We start from the raw sequence: 18,796 nt of genomic DNA on the forward strand, positions 1-18,796 counted from the left end.
TCCGGTCTGGTTGAGCGTCGCCGCGAAATTACAGCTCAGGTCCATGACAAGGTGGCTAGTGTGATCAGGTGACAGATTTCAGCATCCTCGGTGACAGCACGGAATGGCAGAAGGACTTCGAGCGGCGGCTACGCGCCTCGTACACGGCGGCCGGGTTCGATGCGGCCGCGGCGGAGCGCATGATCGAGGACGTACGCGCCGGCATCGGTGACTGGACCGTCGCCGAGATCACGGACGCCGGGACCCGAGTGGGATACGTCGCCGTGGTCGTGTCCGACAACAACGGCGCGCTCGCGGGCCGTATCGGCGACCTCCGCGTCGACGGGCCCCACACGGGCCGGGGGCACGAGCAGGCCGCCCGGGACTGGGCCGAGGGGTGGTGCGCGCATCGCGGCGCACGCCGGCTGGACATACGGCTCACCGAGCCCGCCGGCGAACTGTTCGACGGCTACGGCGTCCGCGGCCAGCTCAGAATGCGGCACGTCAGCTCCCCGCCGGAACCACTCGACGGCGTCACCGCACGGCCGATGACACTGGCCGAATATCCCGAGTGGCTTGCCTCCGAGAAGGTCGCCTACGTCGCTGACATCGTCCGGGCAGGCGCCATGAGCCCCGAGGAGGCCGTACGCAAGTCCGACCGCGACTTCGCCAAGTTGCTTCCCGAGGGCCTGGCGACGCCCGACAACACACTCCTGGTGCTCGAGACGGCGGGCGAGCAGATCGGCACCGGCTGGTTGAAGCACGGGTACCTCCCGGGGGTCACTTACGGCTACTCGCTGTACGTACACGAGCAGCACCGCGGCAAAGGGTACGGGCGGGCCGCGATGGCGGCCGGCGAACAGGCCACGCTCGCAGCCGGCGACTCGACGCTGATGTTCACCGTGTGGGGCGGCAACGAGGTGGCCATGAATCTGTACACGAGCGCCGGCTACCAGGTCGTGGAGGAAAGCCGTTCCATCGACCTTTCCCGCTAGGCGCCTTGACGCGACTCACCACGGCACGACGGTCCGTCGCCGACCTCCGACTCCCTGGTGCCGGCGGCGCCTTGCCGAAGTGCGAGGTGTCACCGGGGACGACTGGCGCGTTGAATGGCGAGCCGGTCATTCCCTCCCGTAGGGTCGGGGCGCGTTGTGCCCCAAGAAAACCTCTTTGGGAGGATTCGAATGATTAAGTCATCCCGGATTGCAGCTATCACGTTTCTCGCTGTCGGCGGACTCGGTGTATCCGCGCCCCATGCTTCGGCAGCCGCCCCTCGTGTGGATCCTGTTCCGGTGGGTGGCCTGGTTGCCGGTCCGATGCAGTTCCCGCCGCTGCCCGCCGGTGTCAACCGCGACGGGTCGCCCACCGGTGGAGCCCTGTACAGCCTTGCGAATCCCATCGGCTTCGGGCCGCTCAATGTCGCCGTCCCTGCAGTGGGCCTGCTGTAGAGCGGACTCGATCCGAAGCCGGATCATCTGGATGCGCAGCCTCAGCCCGCTGACAGCGGTATCGGCGCCCGACTTGTAGACGGACGCCGATACCCGTCAGGTCAGGCCGGTGACGTAATGGCCCGGCCGAGATGCCGCGCGAAGAACCGGACCGCGCTGTCGGCCTCGAACCTGGGCAGCTCTTTATGCCTGCCCGCGTTGGCGTGCAACGTCTTCTCCTGCGAGGCGAAGGCGTCGAACAACGCCAGACCGGACTCGCGCGGGATGTGCTCGTCGTCCCACTGGAGCATGAACTCGATGGGGATGGTGATCTGCTTCGCCGTCTCGGCCAGAGCGTCGGGCCAGTGGAGACCGAAGACCGCGGCGGTGATCCTGGGATCGGCCGCCACGAACGGCACCCCTATCGCGGTGCCCATGTTCAGGCCGAAGTAGCCGACCGGCCCTTCGGCCCCGAACTCCGGAAGTTCCTGGAGGGCGTCCAGGGCCGCTTGCCACTCGGGCACGGCGCGCTCCGCCCGAACGCCCGCCCGCCCAACCCTTTTCCCTGCCACGTGATCAGAACTCCAGGCCTGCCCTACAGGCGAACGGCCATCTTCACGGTCACGTCGTCGCCTGCCGAGAGGCCCTGTGGTTTGCGTACAGCGTTCTTGAGCGGCAGCAGATAGCCGCCGTCCTTGGGGAAGAGCGATGTCGTGAAGGTGATCTCGCCGATCCGGGCCTCGACAGGAATCACACCCCAGCCGTATGTGGCCATCGCGGCCACCTCGCGGATGTCGGCGGACTCCTCGTCCGGCACGGTGGCGAAGTAATACGGTGACGGCCCACGCCATTCGATTACACGGGCGGCAAAAACGAGTTCCATGACGTCATTGCCGTTCCTCGAGGAAGGCCAGGTCGCCTCAGCGTACATGCGGTCCCACGACTCCATAGGAAGTAGGCGTGCAGGGTGTCGAAGCCGGCGCTGATGGACTGCAGCACGGCGGCGGTCACGCCCCAGCCATCCCCTGGCCCGGCGTGAGTACGAAGCACACGGCCTGCCCTTTCACGACGTCGCCCCACGCCGTGGGGAGCCTCGCCGAAGCGTGCACGGTGATCCGGCGGTTGTGGACCGAGGCCGAACCGTTCGACTTCCACGCCACCTACCATCACCTCACCGGAGCGTTCGGCAACCCCAAACCCGTCCAGCGCCCCCACCCGCCGATCCTCATGGGCGGACGCTCGTCCGCGACGCTTCGCGTGGCCGCCGAGCACGCCGACCTCTGGAACATCCCGGGCGGCGACATCGACGACGCCATCCGCCGCAGCGCACTGCTGGACCGCTACGGCGCCGAGATCGGCCGCGACCCCGCCCCGGTCACCCGCTCGATCCACCTGCCCGTCTCCTACGACCGGCCCGGTGCCACCCGGGATGCGATCGGTGACGCGATCGACGCCGGCTTCCGGCACATCGTCCTCGGACTGCCGGCGCCTTACCCCCGCTGGCGTCGCACAGTGGGTCACCGACGAACTCATCAGCACGTCGGCCTGAGCACCTTGGCCTTGTGTATGCTCCCGTCGCCGAACGGGAGGTTCACTTGGGTATATGTCCGCGCAGAGCCTGGCCGGTTGCTGCAATCGTCGCGGGACTACTGAGTGCTTGCGACCCGGCAACCGTGGATCCCACGGACCCTGCCAACTTCAGCTCCGTCACCTTCGTCAACGACACCGATTCGCCGGCTGTCCTGTTCGAGTGCGGCGACAGCCGTGGACGTGACTGCCATGACATGAGTGGTCGGCTCGCCCCCAAAGAACGCTGCGAACAGAGGGTGTACTGGGGGGCAGGTCCCGATCCTTGGCAGGTCAGGGACGCTCGGGGGCGGATCATCGGCTGGCTGGTCGTGAGCGCACCGCGCCGTGAATCCGGAGCCGTCTACGACCTCGGTGATGCCGAGCCTCAGCCCGGCAAGCCAACGACTCCGCGCACTTCGCCGCACCCGGACCCGATGCAGTGATCCGGTTCCCCCGGTGGCCCAGGCTCACCGCTTTGGCCTTCTCAGCTCACCTGCTCTGGCGCGAAGTAGTCGCGCAGCTGGGCGATCTTCCCGTCGCGGATGCGGAAGATCTGTACCAGCGAGACGGTCACGTCTCCTCCGGTCCCGTCGAAGACTGTGTCGATCTCGGCGATGAACACGTCGGGATCGGAGGTGGTGTGCAGCACGTAGCCGGACTTCTCCAGATTCGGCGCTCTCTTGTCGTTCACCTGCCGCTCATAGTAGGCCGCCATGCCTCTGCGGATCTCCTCGCGGCCCTGCAACCGCCTCGGGAAGATGGAGTCGGGAGTCACGAGCGGTGCCTCGAAGACACCGTCCTCGGTGAAATTCTCGGCAAGAGCATCAGCATTGCGGGTCAGGGCACCGGCATGGACGTAGCTTTCGAAGATCTCCTGCGGGGATCTGGACACGGTGGCCTCCCGGAATACACACACGGAAGGCCACCTCATCACAGAGATCTTTACTGGAGGGCGGTTTCGGCGAAACGATCATGCTCTGTCGGGTGGGCCGACCTTCAGAGATTGTGGTCGACGTGGGGTGATGACCGCAGGAGCCGAGAAGATCCCAAACGACCAAGTGGCCGAGTCCGGCCCGGATCCGATGGCGGGCTCTGCGGGTGCCTTCGGCAGGCGTATGTCACCCCGGTGCCGAAGAGGGGCGGCCGGCATCGCCACGCGGAGCCGAGAAATCCTCGAGACTGCGGAGGTACGACAGGCCAGGCCGACCGCCGAGCTGTGTCTCGCCGACGACCGCGAACCCTGCTCGGACCAGCACGGCCCGCGATGCCGCGTTGTCGAGCGTGGCCGCAGCCCGCAGGACGGTCAGCCCGTACCCGTTGGCGGCGAGATCGCACAACTCCCGCACGGCCCGGGTGGCCAGCCCCCGGCCCGCCGCACGCTCTGCAATGCGGTATCCGAGTTCGGCGCCGCCGTCGGCCACATCCACGAGGTTGACCCGCCCCAGTACCTCGCCTTCGACCCCGACCAGCGCGTGGAAGTAACAGACACCGGCCTCCTGCTCGGCTAGCAGGGCACGGTGCCGCTCCTCGAACCGGGCGAAGTAGTCCTCGCCTCGGTCAGGGACGGACGCGGCGAAGTAAGCCCGGTTCTCCCGCTCGAAGGCGAGGAGCGCAGGGGCGTGGTCCGGACGGAGCAGCTGCAACTCGGGCACAGGGAGGACTGTACGAAAACGAGCCGCCGCCCGCCCCTTGTTTTGCGGCAGCCGCTCACTCCACAGCGTGGCACGACCGAGACGGGACTCAACGACCTCGTGCGTGAAGGGCGGGCACGATTGCGGAGGTGGGTTGTCGGGGCGGTCGGATCCCGAGCCGGCATGCTCCGATGGGCTGGACCGCGGACTGCGCACTGCTGGGTGCCCTGGCACCATCGCGCCGCGTACAACCAGCCCGCCCCGCCCGGTGTGAAGATACCCACTGCACTCCGGCGGGGACGCCGGAACGTGGCCCGGCCGGGGGTCGTCTTTGACTGCGGCGAAGCTCTCGTCCCGAACCGGAAGGAATCCGCCGTGCCTCTCTCCCACACCCGTCGTCGGCCGACGACGTTTCCGCTTGTGGCCGTGGCCGTCGTGGTTCTGCTCGGCCTCGCGGGCTGGTACGTGTTCTCGGGGCGCGGCGCGGGGCTGCTGCCGCAGGACAGCTGGGGGCCGTGGCGAGAGAAGCGGGTGAAGGACTGGTCGGTGCTGATACGGGTCAACTCGTGGAGCGACGCCGCCGAGGCAGAGATGCACATGGGCAAGGCAGAGGACTTCACCATGAAGGCGTACGGCAGACCGTCCACTGCCACGGCGGTGATGGACGGCACCCGGTTCACCCTGACACCCGGCGGCGAGGTCACCGGACAGCGGTCGCAGGAGCACGGCGCGAGGTGACGAGTTGCTGCCGCCGGCCCGGCACATGGAACCCGAACACGTCGTCGCGGGATTCGCCGCCAGGGGCCTACCACTCTCGGTGCGCGGTGTGGTGTGAGGCGGCACCTGCTCAAAGTCCACTGATTGAGTGCAGTCGGGCGAACTCGTCAGCGAGGATGCCCATCACGACGAGATCGCGGTGCCGGCCGGCGACGAACACACGATCGCGTAGGCGGCCTTCCTCCACGAAACCCAGCCGGCGATGAAGTGCCACCGATGCCTCATTGTGCGCGAAGATTCTTGCTTCGCACTTGTGGTAGCGCCGCTCGGCGAACATGAAGCGCAGCAGCAGCACCACGGCCTCTGCCGCGTAGCCTTTGCGGCGGTGATCAGCGCCGATCGTGACGCCGTACTCGAACCAGCCCGCACGTGGGTCGGCGTGGTGCGAGCCGGCGGCACCGACCAGTTCGCCCGTGTCGACGGCTTCGATGGCGAGCCGGAAGCAGTCATCGTCGGACTTGGCCGAGGCCTGTTCCTGTGCCCACGCCCGGAAGCTCTCCGCGGAACGTGGCGGTTTCAGCAGGTCCCCCAGCCGCTCCTCGTCCTCGGCCAAGCGCATGAAGGCGGTCCAGTCGTCGGGCTCGATACCGCGCAGGCGTACCCGCTTGCCCGTCCAAAATGATGTCATCCCGTATTGGATCAATTCCTGGCACCTGGCGTCCATGACTTTGGGGAACCCCGAGTGAGCAGGGACCCGGTCAGGGCATTTCGGGTGTCCAGGTGAAGACGAGTCGGCTGTGCGGCTTGTCCAGGACGTGGCCCGCAGGCAGGTCTCGATCGGCTGTTCCGGCGGGGTAGACCGTCAGTTGAGGGCCGGCGGTGCGGGCGTCGCGGTGCCAGGCGATGACGAGGTCGGCCATGGTGTCGGCGAGTTCGACGGCGTGTGGGCCGTGTGCGTGGATGCCGAACTCCCAGAGGCCGGTGCCGGATTCGTCGGTGGAGAGTTTGCGGGTCAGGAGGCGGGCGAGGGAGCCGTCGCGGATGAGGGCGGCGGCGTCCCATCCGGCGGGGCGGTGGAGGATGCCGGTGTCGAGATCGGCATCGACGGCGAGGCGGGCGAACCCGTTGTCGAGGTGGGTCGCCAGCCATAGGAGGAGCATGTCGAAGGGGACGTTGCCGGGGATGGTGACGCCGGTCCATCGTTCGGTTCGGGGCATGTCGAGGGCGACGTCGAGGCAACTGGTGTCGGCCGGGGTGCCGTCGGCGGAACGGACTGTGATCTCGCCGCCCCGCAGCTGGGTGACGGCGTCCTCGCGGTGGCCGGGGCCTTGGAGGGGAACGAACCCGCACACGGTGTAGCTGTCCGCGACCAGGCCGCCGTTTCGTTTGGTGAAGGGGATGGACCAGGTGTAGCCGTGAATGCGCAGTGGGACGATGAGGCGTCCGCTCTCGGCGAGGCAGTTGATCCAGGCGGGCGGGATGTCGCGTGCTTCGACGGTGACGATGACGGCGTCCGCACTTCCCGGCGTCACGAGTGCGGCCGGGGCCGTCTCGCCGTCGCCGAGGTGGACGCGGACCTGGTGGTAGCCGGTGTCGTCCAGGAACCGGCGGGCGCGGTCGGTGACCCACGGGTCGATGTCGATGCTCATCACGGTTCCGTGCGAACCGACGATCTCCTTGGCGAGAGCGGCGTTGAAGCCGCCGGAGCCGACCTCGATCACGGTGTTGCCGAGGCGTAGGCGTGCATCGCGCAGCATGAGGGCCTGCAACCAGGGTGCCGAAACGCTGCTGGTGGCCGCCCCGCCGGGGGTGCGTCTGGTGACGGGCGCCTGCTCTGCGTCGTACGCGTCGGTCAGGGAGACTCCGGGCAGGAAGCGGTGGCGCGGGACGCGCCGGAAGGCTGCGTCGATCGGGCTGCCCGCGTCCGTCCGGCCGTCCTCGACCAGCCGGTCGGCCATCGCGTGCCGCAACCTGGTTGCCTCTGCCGCCCGTTCGATGGCTTCCGGAGCTTCGGTGGGGGTGATCGGGTAGCGGTGTACAGGGGGCAGTCCGGTCAGCAGACCGGGCCAGATGGTGTCGATGACGTGCGCGCTCGGGGTGAACAGGGGCTGGGCGAGGGCGGGCAGGTCGGCGGGCTCGTGCCACTCCCAGCGGTGGATCAAGTGAGGTTCGGTGACGGCCGGTTCGCCGGTGCAGGCGGTGACGCGGACGGCGGCCGTCATCCGGGGGATGCCGTGGGTGGAGTCCATCAGCAGGGCGAGCAGCCGCGAGTCGGCCGGGTCGGACTTGAGTCCCGTCTCCTCCTCCAGCTCCCGCACGGCCGCCTCACGGAAGCCCTCGTCGGCGCTGTTCTTGCCGCCGGGCAACTCCCAGACGCCGCGCGTCGACCAGCCCAGCAGGACCCGCCCCGCCGGATCGGTGACGACGACACCGGCGCCCGTGAGGGCGTGCGGGGACGGCTGCCGCTTGCCGGCATAGGTGGCCTGCGCCGGGGCGGGTCCACGCAGCACGACGAGGGCGAGCCCGTCCGCGTCGTGGCGTTCGGCGAGCGTCCAGCCCGCACCCAGCAGGCCGATCTCGTCCTCATCGAGAGCGATGTCCCTCTTGCCGGCCGGCACGGCTTCGGCGACCGGTGTGATGACGCAGAGAGTGCCGCCGGGTCGCAGCCGTTCGCGAAGACGGTTCATGACGCGGGTGCGGTCGCGGATGAAGGCCCAGCTGAGGCGGAAGGTGATCAGGTCGTACGCGGCATGAGGCAGGTCGTCCAGGGAGTCGCGCTCGATGTCCCAGCACTGGTAAGTGATGCCCGACGTGTTCTCGGTGCTGAGCTGGGCGAGGTCGACGGCGGCGCAGGCGTAGTCGACGGCATCGACCGCGTAGCCGCCGGCGGCGAGGTGGCGGGCGAGTTCGCCCAGCCCGCAGCCGACATCCAGAGCGAGCCCGCCGCCGGGAGCCGGAGCGTACTCGGACAGGAGTCGGCGCTCGGCGTCGCCGAGGTGCCGGAACGTCTTGCCACCCGTGTAGTGCGCATCCCACTCATCGGGCGTGGTGTAGGCCATCGGTACGGCTCCTTGCCTGGTCTGGGGGCGGTTGGATGTTGGTGCGTTGGTGCGCAGGGCTCCTGCCCACACGTCCCGGCCTACCAGTCACGCCGCAAGGGCGCGATGCCGCAGCATCGGACGCGGGGTGAGGGAGGCGGTGATCAGAGGGAAGGTTCACCGCGGCCCTGCTTCACACGGCGGCGCTCGTCGTACAGAGGCCAGGACAGCTTGTTGCGCCCGTGTCCGGCGACGGCCCACTGCGTGCCGTCCGCGTCGAACTCGATCCGGTACACGCCGGGTTCACCGGTCGCCCGCCACCGGATCTCGACCTCCTCGATCTCTTGCCAGATGGCCCGCGGCCCGAACTCGGTGACCGAGCAGGTCCCCGCGCCATCCGGGATCACCCGGACCCAGGAGTCGTCCTCCGGAGCGCCGATCTGAAGGTGCTCGGCGCTGAAGTCACGCACAAGGCCGGGGCGCAGGTGATCGAGGGCCAGCCAGAATCCGCGTGCCTGCGTGGGCGGCGGCAGTCGGTGGCCGCGTACGGTCACGCCTTCCTGCTTGGCCATCCGCCGGCGAGACTCGGCGGACAGGAAGAGGCGCGTCCACCCCCAGCCGGCGCGGTGCCCGAACTCGACCGCCCGCAGCTCTCCCTCCACGTGCCCCTGCGTCGTTGTGGTGATCACGGCCAGGCCCGGCCATGAGGGCGAGCGGGTGCCGACCGTCGCCAGCATCCGGCCCTGCGGCGCGAGTTGTTCCACCAGCGTCGGCGGGATGCGGGGCACGGCGAAGGAGACGAACACCCGGTCGTACGGCGCCTTGTCCGGGCAGCCCGCCTCGCCGTCCCCCGTCACCACGTCGGGCCCGTAGCCGAGGCCGGCGAGTCGTGCGGCGGCGGCTGTGGTGACGTGTTCGTCGCGGTCGATCGTGACCACGCCCGCGTCTCCGCTGACGAAGCAGGCCACCGCGGCGGTCACGCCGGCGCCCGTGCCGACATCCAGCACATGCTGCCCGGGCCGTAGATCCAGCTCCTGCAGGAGCTGGGCTGTCATGCCCATCGTGCTCGACATGGCCGTCATCGCCCCGCCCGAGCGGATGCCGCTGGACCGGCCGAGGAGGGGCTCGCCGTCGTGCTGGACGACGACGCTGTCCCCGCTGTGGAGCATGCGCTGCAGTTCCTCCCGGTGGGCGGGCACCGACCAGTCCAGCAACTCCCAGCGCGGCGGGGTCTCATCCGGTGCGCTGCGCCGCACGTACGCCTGCGGCATCAGCTTCTGGCGGGGCAGAGCCAGCAGCGCGTCGGACACCGGGCCGGGGGAGAGGTCGCCGGCCTTGTGGAGGCGGGCGACCATCTCCGCGCGGGCAGCTGTCGTGTCGGCATCGACCGAGGCTGCGGTGGTGCGGGAGACGGGCGGGGCGGGTTCGGGCACGGTGGTCGTCTCTCTGAGAAGGCGGAGGGAACGGGAGCCGGGGTCAGGCCCAGCCGAGTTCGGTGTAGGGGCGGCCGCGACGGATGCCGTCGATCGCGGCCCGCGTGTAGGCGACGGTCGGGTCCGGCAGCGCGTCGGCCGGCCACCAGCCCCAGCCGACGCACTTGTCGGGTTCCAGGACCTGCGGCTCGCCCTGCCACCGCCGCGCCCGGAAGACCAGTTGCATCCGAGGCTGCGTGCCGGGCGCGTCAAGGAGATGGACGGCGTGCACGAATTCCACGTCCTCGGCCGCGAACACCAGCCCTGCCTCCGCCGTCGCCTCCCGGATCAGGCAGGCGACGGCGGACTCCTGCTCGCAGTGACCGGCCAGGAAGTGATGCTCCGACGGTGCATAGGCGGAGTCCGGGTGCCGCAGACCGAGCAGGACCTTGCCGTCCCGCTCCGGGTACAGGTGGACGCCGATGACGTTCAGGACCGTCTTCGTGCCGGTGCTGCGGACGCGGAGGACGGGGAGCGGGCCGTCGGTGTGGTGGCGGGTGTGCGGACCGGCTCGGTGGTGGCGGATGACTGCCGTGGTCCTGGGGTCCATGGTCAGCCAGGGGATCTGTTCGGCGGGGGTCCAGCGCAGCATGATCCCTTCTGTGAGGGGCAGCGAGGCGGGATCGCCGTTCCACCTCCCTCGGTACACCTGGACTCGGCTGGTGGGCCGGTCGGTGTCGCTGCGGGTCTCGATGGCGGCGAACGGCACCAGGCCGGGGATGTGCAGGCCGGCGTCCTCCCGCAGCTGGCGGGCGATCACGGCATCGAGGCTTTCGCCTGGCTCGGAGTGGCCGCCGGGCAGGGACCACTGCCCGGCGCCGCAGATGTTCTTGTTGGCGTCGCGTAAGTGCAGCAGGTAGTGACCGTCGTCGTTGACGAGCAGTGCCGCCGTGCTCGTGGGTACAGCCGGTGCGGTCAACGGATGCCTCCATGCGTGCGGTGGGGGAGGGGTGCCGCGCCCGCCGAGGGGCGCGGCACCGTTGGTCAGCGATCGGTGGACAGGGCCAGGAGTTCGGCGAACGTCCCTGCCCCGTGGGCGAGTTCGTCGTAGGTGCCGTGCTCGGTGATCCGGCCGTGGTCCATGACGATGATCCGGTCGGCGATCTTGGTGTTGACCAGCTGGTGGGTCACCACGATCGTGATGCAGTCGTCGGCGAGCGCCTTGATCCGTTCGAGGATCTTGTGCTCCCCGCGGGCGTCCATCTGGGAGGTCGGCTCGTCCAGGATCACCAGGCCCGCTCCCCGGTACAGGGCTCGCGCACACGCCAGGCGCTGCCACTGCCCGCCGGACAGCTCGCTCCCTCCCCACAGCTCTCTGGCCAGGAGCGTGTCCAGACCGGCAGGGAGGTCCTCGATCGCCTCCCGCAGGCCGACCGCTTCCAGCGCGTGCCAGACCCGGTCGTCGGCCTCCTCGCGGGGCTGGCCGAGGGTGACGTTGTCACGCACGGACAGCGGCCACTGCGCGAAATGCTGCGGCACCAGCCCGGACAGCTCCCACAGGCTGTCCGGATCGAGGTCAGTGACGTCGTGGCCGTTCCAGGTGACACGGCCCTTGTCGGAAAGGAAGATCGCCGCGAGAAGCCTGGCCAGGGTGGACTTGCCCGAGCCGTTCTCACCGACCACGGCGAGGATCTCACCGCGCCGCACCGCCAGCGACACCCCGGCCACGGCCGGGCAGCCCCTGCCCGGGTATTGGTAGACCACCTCGTCCAGGCGTACCTCCTCGACCGGGCCGGCCACCCTCAACTCGCCGCGTTGTGGGGCATGTTCGGCGGCGTAGTCGAGGAAGTTGTCCATATCGGCCAGGTAGAGCGCCGTGTGGAACATCGCCGCGCCGTAGATGACGACCTGACCGAGTGCGGCGAGCGTGGTCTGCACGGCCACGACGGCCGTGCCGGCGATCGCCAGCTCGATCCGGCCGCTCGCCGTCAGCCAGGCCAGCGCCGCCCAGGTGGTGACGAGGAAAACGCCGCCGATCGCCGAGCTGGTGAGCACGATCCGCAGCATCCTCGGCGCCGCGGCGAGGATGCGCGCGTCGATGCGCTCGGACATCGCCCGGTACCAGAACACCAGATAGCCGGTCATGCTGTTGGCGCGGATCTCGTCGGTGAACTTCGCCGACGTCGCCCAGCCGCGCAGGTTCTGCCGCACGTTGCGGTCGCCGACGTTGGCGTAGTGGGTCTCGTAGGTGACGCGCGCGTGCAGCACGGCTCCGACGCCGGCGGGGACGACAGCGAGCAGCAGCAGCGGCAGCATCAGCGGGTTCAGCACGGACAGCACCCCGCTCGCGGTGACCATGCGGACGACGGCGGCCGTGAGCCGGGTGGCGTCCTGCACCATCAGGTGGCTGCGCACCACACCCATCTCCGCGGCCTCCTGCCGGTCCGCACAGCCGTCCTCGGCACGCGCGGCGGCCTCCATCCGGCACACGCCCGCCACCAGCGCGCTGTCCGCCTCTGTCGTCAGACGCGGTGTGATCCGCCCGTCCGCGTACGACGACAGCGCCGTCGCGATCCGGCCCAGCCCCGACGCAGCGGCGATCACGAGCACGGCGGGCAGCGCCTGATGGATCCGCTCGTCCACCGGGCCGGTGGCCAGGACCGAGCGCATGGCGCGGGCGGTGAAGGTGAGCAGGACGGCGGCGCTCACACCGACGGCCAGCTGGCAGCCGGCCAGCAGCAGCACCGCCGCGCGCTCGATGCGCCACGCCATCCGTGCGGTCTGCGCGAGTACCGGGGGAAGCCGTCGGCACATGGCCGCGAACGAGGCGTCCTCCAGCGGGTTCTTGCTGTACTGGCTGCCGTAGCGCAGCTCCGCCGGTGGGGGAGGCGGCAGCCTTCGTGGCGCTGCCGTCTTCGACCCGGACTCGGACGTGGGCTCGATACTCACCGGCCACCTCCGCCCGTCAGGAAGGCGAACGGCCCGGCGCATGCGTCGCTGCCAGGACGCTCGGTTTGCTGCCGGACCGATGTGATGATGCGGGAGGAGTGTGTCACCGGGCAGCTCCCGCCTGCTCGGTGGTCCAGCCCAGGGAGAGGTAGAGCGCGCCCGTCCGATACATCTCGAAGATGGCCAAGGTGTAGGGGTGGCAGTCTGCCGGAGGGCGGGCCGGATCCACCCACACCACCGCCTCGTGCTTGTCCGGCTCGGCGTTGCGGACCTCCCCCGACCAGACTTGAGCGGTGAAAACCGCCCCGAGGCGCCCGCCACCCTGCGGGGAGTTGTAGTGAGCCAGCCCGACGAACTCCTGATCGCGCGGGGCGACGTCGACGCCGGCCTCTTCCCTCGCCTCTCTCCGGGCGGCGGCGTCGACCGCCTCGCCGTCCTCCAAGTGACCACCAACTGCGGTGAGTTGACTGGAAGCGTGCTCGGCCTGGGCGTTCTTGCGGACGCACAAGACGCGGCCGTCTGCCCGGACGAGCAGCATGATCGCGTCACAGATGAGGCGGTAACGTCCGCCGGTCATACGCTCGCCCCGTCCATCAACCGGTCGATGACCCGCCGTCCGCGTGCTGCGGCCTCGGGTGCGTTGCGGGCCCGGCCCCAGGCCAGGCAGCGGGCCGCGTACAGGGCCATCAGGCAGTCCAGGGCGCGCTGCTCCTCCCGCGAGAGGGCGCGCCCGTACCCCTGGAAGAACGCCGTCCTCAGGCGCGGCCGATCGGCCCAGGTGCCGCACGCCAGGGGCACGAAGTCCTGGACGACGGGAGCGAACCGCGAACGCCCGAAGTCGATCAGCGCCGGCGGCTGGGTGCGGCCGGCCCACATCAGGTGGGACTCCTGCGCGTCACCATGGATGTAGCCCAGCGGGAGCCGCCCAACGACACGCAGCTCGTCGGCTCGGGACAGGACGACCTGCTGCTCCTGGGGTGACAGCCAGTTGCCGGCGGCTTCGAGGTGCTCCGCGGTGGCGTCGGCAGCCCGACGCAGTGCGGTCGAGGCTTCGGGGCGGCCGGCGCCGGCCGGTCTTCCCGCCTGATGCAGCTGACAGAGGAGGGCGCCGGCCTTGCGGTGCGCTGCTTCCAGGGCGCCGTCGGCCAGATGGAGACGGGCGAGCGGCGTTCCGGGGGCCGCGGTCACGATCAGAGCGAGCCGCTCGGCAGAGGACGCCTGCAGCCGTGGGGCACGTCCACACCCGAGGGCGGGCACGGCATGCCGGTAGGCGAACGTCTCCCGCGTGTACGACGCGGGACCGTAGGCGATCTTCACGAAGAACCGGGCGGCGTCCTGGTGGCGGACCGCTTCCCACAGGCGCCCCACGGAGCCGTCCCCGGCAGTGGCGACGGGGGTGGCCGTGAAAGAGCCCAGTGCGCCCTGGGCCCAGGCTCGGAGGGAGTCCGGCAGCGTGTCAGGCTCGGTCATGCCCTCCACCTCGATGCCGGTCGTGCGGTATCTGCGGCGAGGATCCGGGTGTGGTCAACACCATGCACCAGATGCGTCTGGTCGGAGGCAGAGCTGTGAGCGTGCTGTTCGAACGCAGGAGGAGCAAGGGTGAGGGCGGGGACGGGATTCACGGGTTCCTCCTGTGCAGGGTTCGGCGGATTCGGTGACCCAACAACTTTCCTGCTGGGGAAGCCGTTACGGCCCACTGCGGGCGAAGCGTCGGTCGCAAGTTCGACTGGACGGGGCGCCCCTTGGGGGGACTGGGTGATGTGGCCGTGATGCGATGTTCGATCACTCGCACAGGGGGGCGTCACTCGATCGAGGGATTGCTGTCGAGCCTGAGCGCGATAGGTGTCGTATTTGCGCGACATCTGTCGTCGTGCCGCGAGCCACGTCCCCGCATCCGGCATCCGGGATGCCTCTCGGGGCCACTCGGCTGGAGAGATCGCCACGGTCCAAGTGTCGGAGCGCGAGGCGCGTGATGAGAGAGTGATCACGCCATCTTTGGCTTGAAGTCAGCGAGCCGCGCATATGCCGTTGAAGGCGCGTCATTGCATGACTAGCGTCACGCCGTGTTGTAGGCACTGAGCGGCCAACGGGGGCAGTCATGGACAGGCGAGGACAGCATCAGGACGACACACGGCTTCGGGGTGGCAACACCCTGACCGACCATTCCAATGACCGTAACGAGTGGGCGCTCGCCCCGATCATGCTGCTGCGCCACGCCGGATTCCCCTGCTCTCTCCTGCAAAGAGTTGCCGATTCGTCGACTCCGAAAGCCGCAGATGCCGTACTCACCCGCTGCGACGAGGCGCTTCAGATCGGGCAACAGTTAAAGGCGGTGCTGCGCGAGGAGCGCGTGGGCACGAAGGGGGACATCGCCTCCGGGGTGGGCATGCTGCGTCTATTTCCGCCGCGGGACCTCGCGCGCTTGGAGGCGGACCTCAGCCCGGCATCCCTGGAGATAGTCAGGCGCTACCAGGACGCGGTTCTGACCCTGGACAGCGTGTGGGCTGCTTTCGAGAAGGATCATGCTGCCGCGCTGGCTCGCGGTCGCGATACTGTCATACGCCTCTTTCGGGACCCCGCACTCCAGCAGGTTCTGCTCCTGTCGAACGACGCACGCTTCGAGGAGTTCGTCGGCTGGATCGACGGTGGCGGAGGGGGATCGGACGGTCATGTCAAGCGTATGACCGACCTGCTCACCATGTACCTACAGCGGGTCACGACGAAGAACGAGACACATTCGCACTTCGGTCCTCTCGCGGTAGCCCGGGTGGCACCCAACACCGCAGGGATCTCCTGGTCCACCGGTCCGCTCCGTCGCATCGCCTTCCTGAGCCACTGGGCAGGTGAAGCGATCGCCGAGGCATTCAGCGGCCGCCCTGAGCACTTCGAGACCGTACGTCCTCGGCGGCGCCCGCTCGCGTTCAGCCAGGACTCGCATATCCAGCTGTACGCGTTCGAGACGCGGACGGGTATGCCAGACGACTGGCGCTTCGTCGAGGTGACGGCTGAAACGTTCGACAACGACCAGTCATGGCTGTGGGAACTATGCGACGGCGAGCGCACGGTGGCACAGCTCCGTGCCGCATGGGTGCGACGCGGCGGTACCCCACCCCGTCGTAACTTCGACGAGGTGTTGCATGAACTGGTGAGCAAAGAGTGGCTAATAGCCCGCTGGGAGATTCCCGTCGGGGCCGCCGATCCCCTCCAGACGCTGACCGGATGCCTGGAGGAAGAGGCGGCCGATCTCGCGGTCGTGCGGTGGTTCGCCGACACGCTGCGGCAGTTCGCCGACGGCCCGGTCGAAGACCGTGCAGCTCTGCTGGGCCGCCTCAAGAAGAACTTCGAGGAGATCACCGGGACCGCGGCCAACCGGTCCCAGGGTCTGCACTACTCCGACCGGAGCGTCCTCTACGAAGAGGCGTACAGCCCAGTCAGGAGCATGGCCCTCGGCCAAGACGTCGAGAACGTCATCAGTCGCGAGCTGTCCGTGGTCTACGACCTGACACTCCTCGCTCCCCGGCTCCGTGTCCGCCGCGAGCAGGAAATCCTGCACGGCTGGATGAAGGAACGTTTTGGCCTGGGGAACCCTGTTGCACTCCAGCACTTCTACGCCGGCTTCTTCGAGGACAAGCCGCAGCTCGCCCGAGAATGCGAGGAAGTGGACCGGGACATCGCGGCGCTTGACCACGAGATCACGAACGTACTGCTGGCAGGGACCACCGGCGATCAGCAGGAGACAGTCGTCGACCGAGACCGGCTGGAGGAACTGCTCGCACGCCATCCGGCCACGCCACCTGCGCTGTGCAATCCGGACGTCATGCTCGCCGCGCGGGACGCCGACGCGCTTGCCAACGGCGACTTCCTCGCCGTCGTGGGGGACTGCCACGCCGTCCGCGAGGCGCTCACCCACTCCAGCTTCGCCCCGATGATGCAGGCCGAGGCTCCGGACCTGCTCGACGAGGTCTACGCGCGGTACCAGAGCCTTCTGGACGAGGACGAGGTACTGATCGATCTCTCCCGCGCACATCCAGACAAAACCGCCGCCCAACTGGCCTACCCCTGCCCGGACCTGGAGGTCCACGGACTGTCCCCGAAGGGTCGGGACGCCGTGCTCCAACCCCATCAGCTGTACGTCGTGGCGACCGCCGAACGCCTGGAGCTACGCGCCCAGGGAGTGGAGGGCCGGCTGAAGCTGCTCGCCCCGCTAGCCGGCGGACCCAGCATCCGCCAGGACCCGTTGTCCCCGTTCGCCTTCCCCCGGCACTTCGGAGGCGTCGGAATACGCAGCATCGGCCACGACCATCTGCCGCGCATCCGCTGCGGCCGCGTCGTACTGCACCGGGAGCGCTGGCGCATATCCGCGAACGCCCTTCGCGGATGGAGCCCCGGGACGCGCCCGGCGAAGGGGGACGCGGCCGAGTTCGCCGCCGCTCGCAAGCTCTGCCGTGGCCTGGGCCTGCCCCGTCACGGTTTCCTGAAGATCCCCGGCGAGCCGAAACCGGTGTACGTCGACTGGGAGTCCCCTCTCATCGTCAGGCAGATCTTCCGTCTTGCGCGGAGGTCGGATTCCCCCTTGGAGTTCAGCGAAATGCTTCCGTCACCGGAACAACTCTGGCTCGAGATCGACGGAGAACGCCACACGAGCGAACTGCGCTGTGCGGTCTTCTCCCGCGGTTCCAGCTGACCGCTCCACTTCGAGGATGCCCCCATCATCATCGAGCAAAGGGACGACCATGCCCAAGAGCTGCATAGTCCAACTTCCTTTCCCCTCCAGTCATGACCCGGACCCCCACCTGTCGAGCTACTACGACGACTACGACCGGAGATTCCGGGCGTTGCTCCCCGAGTACTTCATCCCGACCGACGGCTTATGGGAAATGCCGCTGTGGGTCGCCCATCTGACTGCCCTGCTGGACACCGCGGGAATCGACTCCGTCTTCCGTGACCTGTCGAGGACGCCGGCGGAACCGAACGCCTGCTCCGAACCATTGCTGGAGGCGACGACCCCCGGCGATCTGGTCCTCATGTCCCCTCTCGCCCAGAACTTCCGCCTCGCGCTGGACGTGGCCAAACATCTGGAGCACGCCGGACGCCGTGTCGTCCTCGGCGGGAACATGGCCCCGCTCGCCCCGGACGGCGCCGTCCACGCCGTACACCGCGGCCAGCTCGACGCCACCTTCGTGCGCAGACTCGTGGGCCTCGCCTCCGGAGCGGGCGGGGACCTGGAGAAGCCTCTTCTGCCCGGGCTGGCGTCCGAGCGGATCACCTGGGCACCGGACTACCGCCATCTCGGCGGCTACGAGGGCCGAGTTCCCCTGTTGCGGCTCAACGCCAGCCACGGGTGCCTGTACCAGTGCTCTTTCTGCGGCGACGCCTGGAGCAAGCAGCTCACCCTCGTGGAGAAGGACGCCCTCAAGCAGGAAGTGGACGAACTCACCGGCCGGTTCCCGGACACCCGGCTCTTCTACATCGGCGACAAGACATTCGGCCAGTCACGCGAAGCCGTCGCCAACCTGTTGGACGTCTTCCGCGACCGGCCCGGATACCGGTTCATCGTGCAGACGCATGTCATGCAGGTGAAGGACTGGATCGTCGACGCCATGCTGGAACTCGGCGTCGTCGCCGTGGAACTCGGCTTCGAGTCGGCCGACTCCCAGATGCTGAAACGGCTCAACAAACTCTCACGCGGCCTCGATGACTACACCACGAAAATCCACAAGTTGAGCGACGCCGGCCTGAAGGTCGTGCTCAACATGATGGGCGGCCTCGACGAGGAAACGGAAGCCGCGCACGGCCAGACCGTCGACTGGATGCGGGAGAACAGTTCGGCGCTGTGGCTCTTCAACCTCTACAACTTCGTTCCCTACCCGCTCACCCCGGACTTCCCGAGGCTGCGTGAGCGCATATTCAACTGGGACTTCGCCGACTGGCGGGAGGACGTACCCGTCGTCTACCGACCGCAGCACGTGTCTCCCGAAGCGAGCTGGGATCTGTTCCAGGAGAAGATCGCCGCTGCGCACGACATCATCCGCACCCCGATGACCATTCCCACGTCCTCTGCGCAGGAGAAGTGA

Annotated in this window: 14 protein-coding genes and 2 pseudogenes; 5 read left to right on the top strand and 11 right to left on the bottom strand. The window is 68.7% G+C overall.

Annotated features, from left to right (window positions below; all coding sequences use genetic code 11):
* Nucleotides 1-68 precede the first annotated feature (68 nt).
* Nucleotides 69-974: a GNAT family N-acetyltransferase gene (locus tag AQI88_RS30835; RefSeq protein ID WP_067005417.1), complete on the top strand. Its 906-nt coding sequence runs from the start codon at nt 69-71 to the stop codon at nt 972-974.
* Nucleotides 975-1,528: 554 nt separating this feature from the next.
* Here AQI88_RS30835 and AQI88_RS30840 read toward each other — a convergent pair.
* Both AQI88_RS30840 and AQI88_RS30845 read right to left on the bottom strand, forming a co-directional pair.
* A pseudogene (locus AQI88_RS30840) lies at nt 1,529-1,942 on the bottom strand (alpha/beta hydrolase); the annotation flags it as partial.
* Nucleotides 1,943-2,001: 59 nt separating this feature from the next.
* Nucleotides 2,002-2,289: a DUF1905 domain-containing protein gene (locus tag AQI88_RS30845; protein WP_067005582.1), complete on the bottom strand. Its 288-nt coding sequence runs from the start codon at nt 2,287-2,289 to the stop codon at nt 2,002-2,004.
* A gap of 124 nt (nt 2,290-2,413) precedes the next feature.
* Between AQI88_RS30845 and AQI88_RS30850 the strand changes: the two are divergent.
* Nucleotides 2,414-2,955, top strand: a pseudogene (locus AQI88_RS30850) (LLM class flavin-dependent oxidoreductase); the annotation flags it as partial.
* A 504-nt stretch (nt 2,956-3,459) separates the two neighbouring features.
* Here AQI88_RS30850 and AQI88_RS30855 read toward each other — a convergent pair.
* Nucleotides 3,460-3,867 carry a nuclear transport factor 2 family protein gene (locus tag AQI88_RS30855; protein ID WP_244184402.1) on the bottom strand — a complete coding sequence of 136 codons (408 nt, stop codon included), beginning with the start codon at nt 3,865-3,867 and terminating at the stop codon, nt 3,460-3,462.
* Nucleotides 3,868-4,093: 226 nt separating this feature from the next.
* The gene (locus AQI88_RS30860) at nt 4,094-4,627 is read right to left on the bottom strand and encodes a GNAT family N-acetyltransferase (protein ID WP_067005421.1); all 534 of its coding nucleotides are present in this window, start codon (nt 4,625-4,627) and stop codon (nt 4,094-4,096) included.
* A 354-nt stretch (nt 4,628-4,981) separates the two neighbouring features.
* On the opposite strand from AQI88_RS30860, the gene AQI88_RS30865 reads away from it, so the two are divergent.
* Nucleotides 4,982-5,344, top strand: coding sequence for a hypothetical protein (locus tag AQI88_RS30865; protein WP_159050441.1), 363 nt, complete (start codon nt 4,982-4,984; stop codon nt 5,342-5,344).
* Between the two features lie 109 nt (nt 5,345-5,453).
* Here the strand turns inward: AQI88_RS30865 and AQI88_RS30870 are convergent, their stop codons facing one another.
* From AQI88_RS30870 to AQI88_RS30900, 7 genes are all read right to left on the bottom strand, one after another.
* On the bottom strand, nt 5,454-6,011 hold the full coding sequence (locus AQI88_RS30870; RefSeq protein WP_067005426.1) for a GNAT family N-acetyltransferase: 558 nt from the start codon (nt 6,009-6,011) through the stop codon (nt 5,454-5,456).
* Nucleotides 6,012-6,081: 70 nt separating this feature from the next.
* Nucleotides 6,082-8,382 (bottom strand): methyltransferase, FxLD system, encoded by a 2,301-nt coding sequence (gene fxlM / locus AQI88_RS30875; protein ID WP_067005428.1) that lies wholly within the window; start codon nt 8,380-8,382, stop codon nt 6,082-6,084.
* 143 nt (nt 8,383-8,525) lie between these two features.
* Nucleotides 8,526-9,794, bottom strand: a complete 1,269-nt coding sequence (locus AQI88_RS30880; protein WP_244184403.1) for a protein-L-isoaspartate O-methyltransferase family protein — start codon at nt 9,792-9,794, stop codon at nt 8,526-8,528.
* Nucleotides 9,795-9,837: 43 nt separating this feature from the next.
* Nucleotides 9,838-10,752, bottom strand: a complete 915-nt coding sequence (locus tag AQI88_RS30885; protein ID WP_067005430.1) for an NUDIX hydrolase — start codon at nt 10,750-10,752, stop codon at nt 9,838-9,840.
* Nucleotides 10,753-10,817: 65 nt separating this feature from the next.
* Nucleotides 10,818-12,722: an ATP-binding cassette domain-containing protein gene (locus AQI88_RS30890; RefSeq protein WP_398698737.1), complete on the bottom strand. Its 1,905-nt coding sequence runs from the start codon at nt 12,720-12,722 to the stop codon at nt 10,818-10,820.
* Nucleotides 12,723-12,825: 103 nt separating this feature from the next.
* A complete protein-coding gene (locus AQI88_RS30895) occupies nt 12,826-13,299 on the bottom strand; it encodes an NUDIX domain-containing protein (protein ID WP_067005432.1) in 474 nt (157 codons plus the stop codon).
* Entirely contained in the window at nt 13,296-14,192 is an 897-nt protein-coding gene (locus AQI88_RS30900; RefSeq protein ID WP_067005434.1) for a phosphotransferase enzyme family protein, read from the bottom strand. Before AQI88_RS30900 ends, AQI88_RS30895 begins: the two co-directional genes overlap by 4 nt.
* Nucleotides 14,193-14,820: 628 nt before the next feature.
* On the opposite strand from AQI88_RS30900, the gene AQI88_RS30905 reads away from it, so the two are divergent.
* A complete protein-coding gene (locus AQI88_RS30905) occupies nt 14,821-17,406 on the top strand; it encodes a lantibiotic dehydratase (protein ID WP_079057911.1) in 2,586 nt (861 codons plus the stop codon).
* Between the two features lie 49 nt (nt 17,407-17,455).
* Nucleotides 17,456-18,796: a B12-binding domain-containing radical SAM protein gene (locus tag AQI88_RS30910; RefSeq protein ID WP_159050442.1), complete on the top strand. Its 1,341-nt coding sequence runs from the start codon at nt 17,456-17,458 to the stop codon at nt 18,794-18,796.

This window comes from Streptomyces cellostaticus (genome assembly GCF_001513965.1).
GTDB classification, from domain to species: domain Bacteria; phylum Actinomycetota; class Actinomycetes; order Streptomycetales; family Streptomycetaceae; genus Streptomyces; species Streptomyces cellostaticus.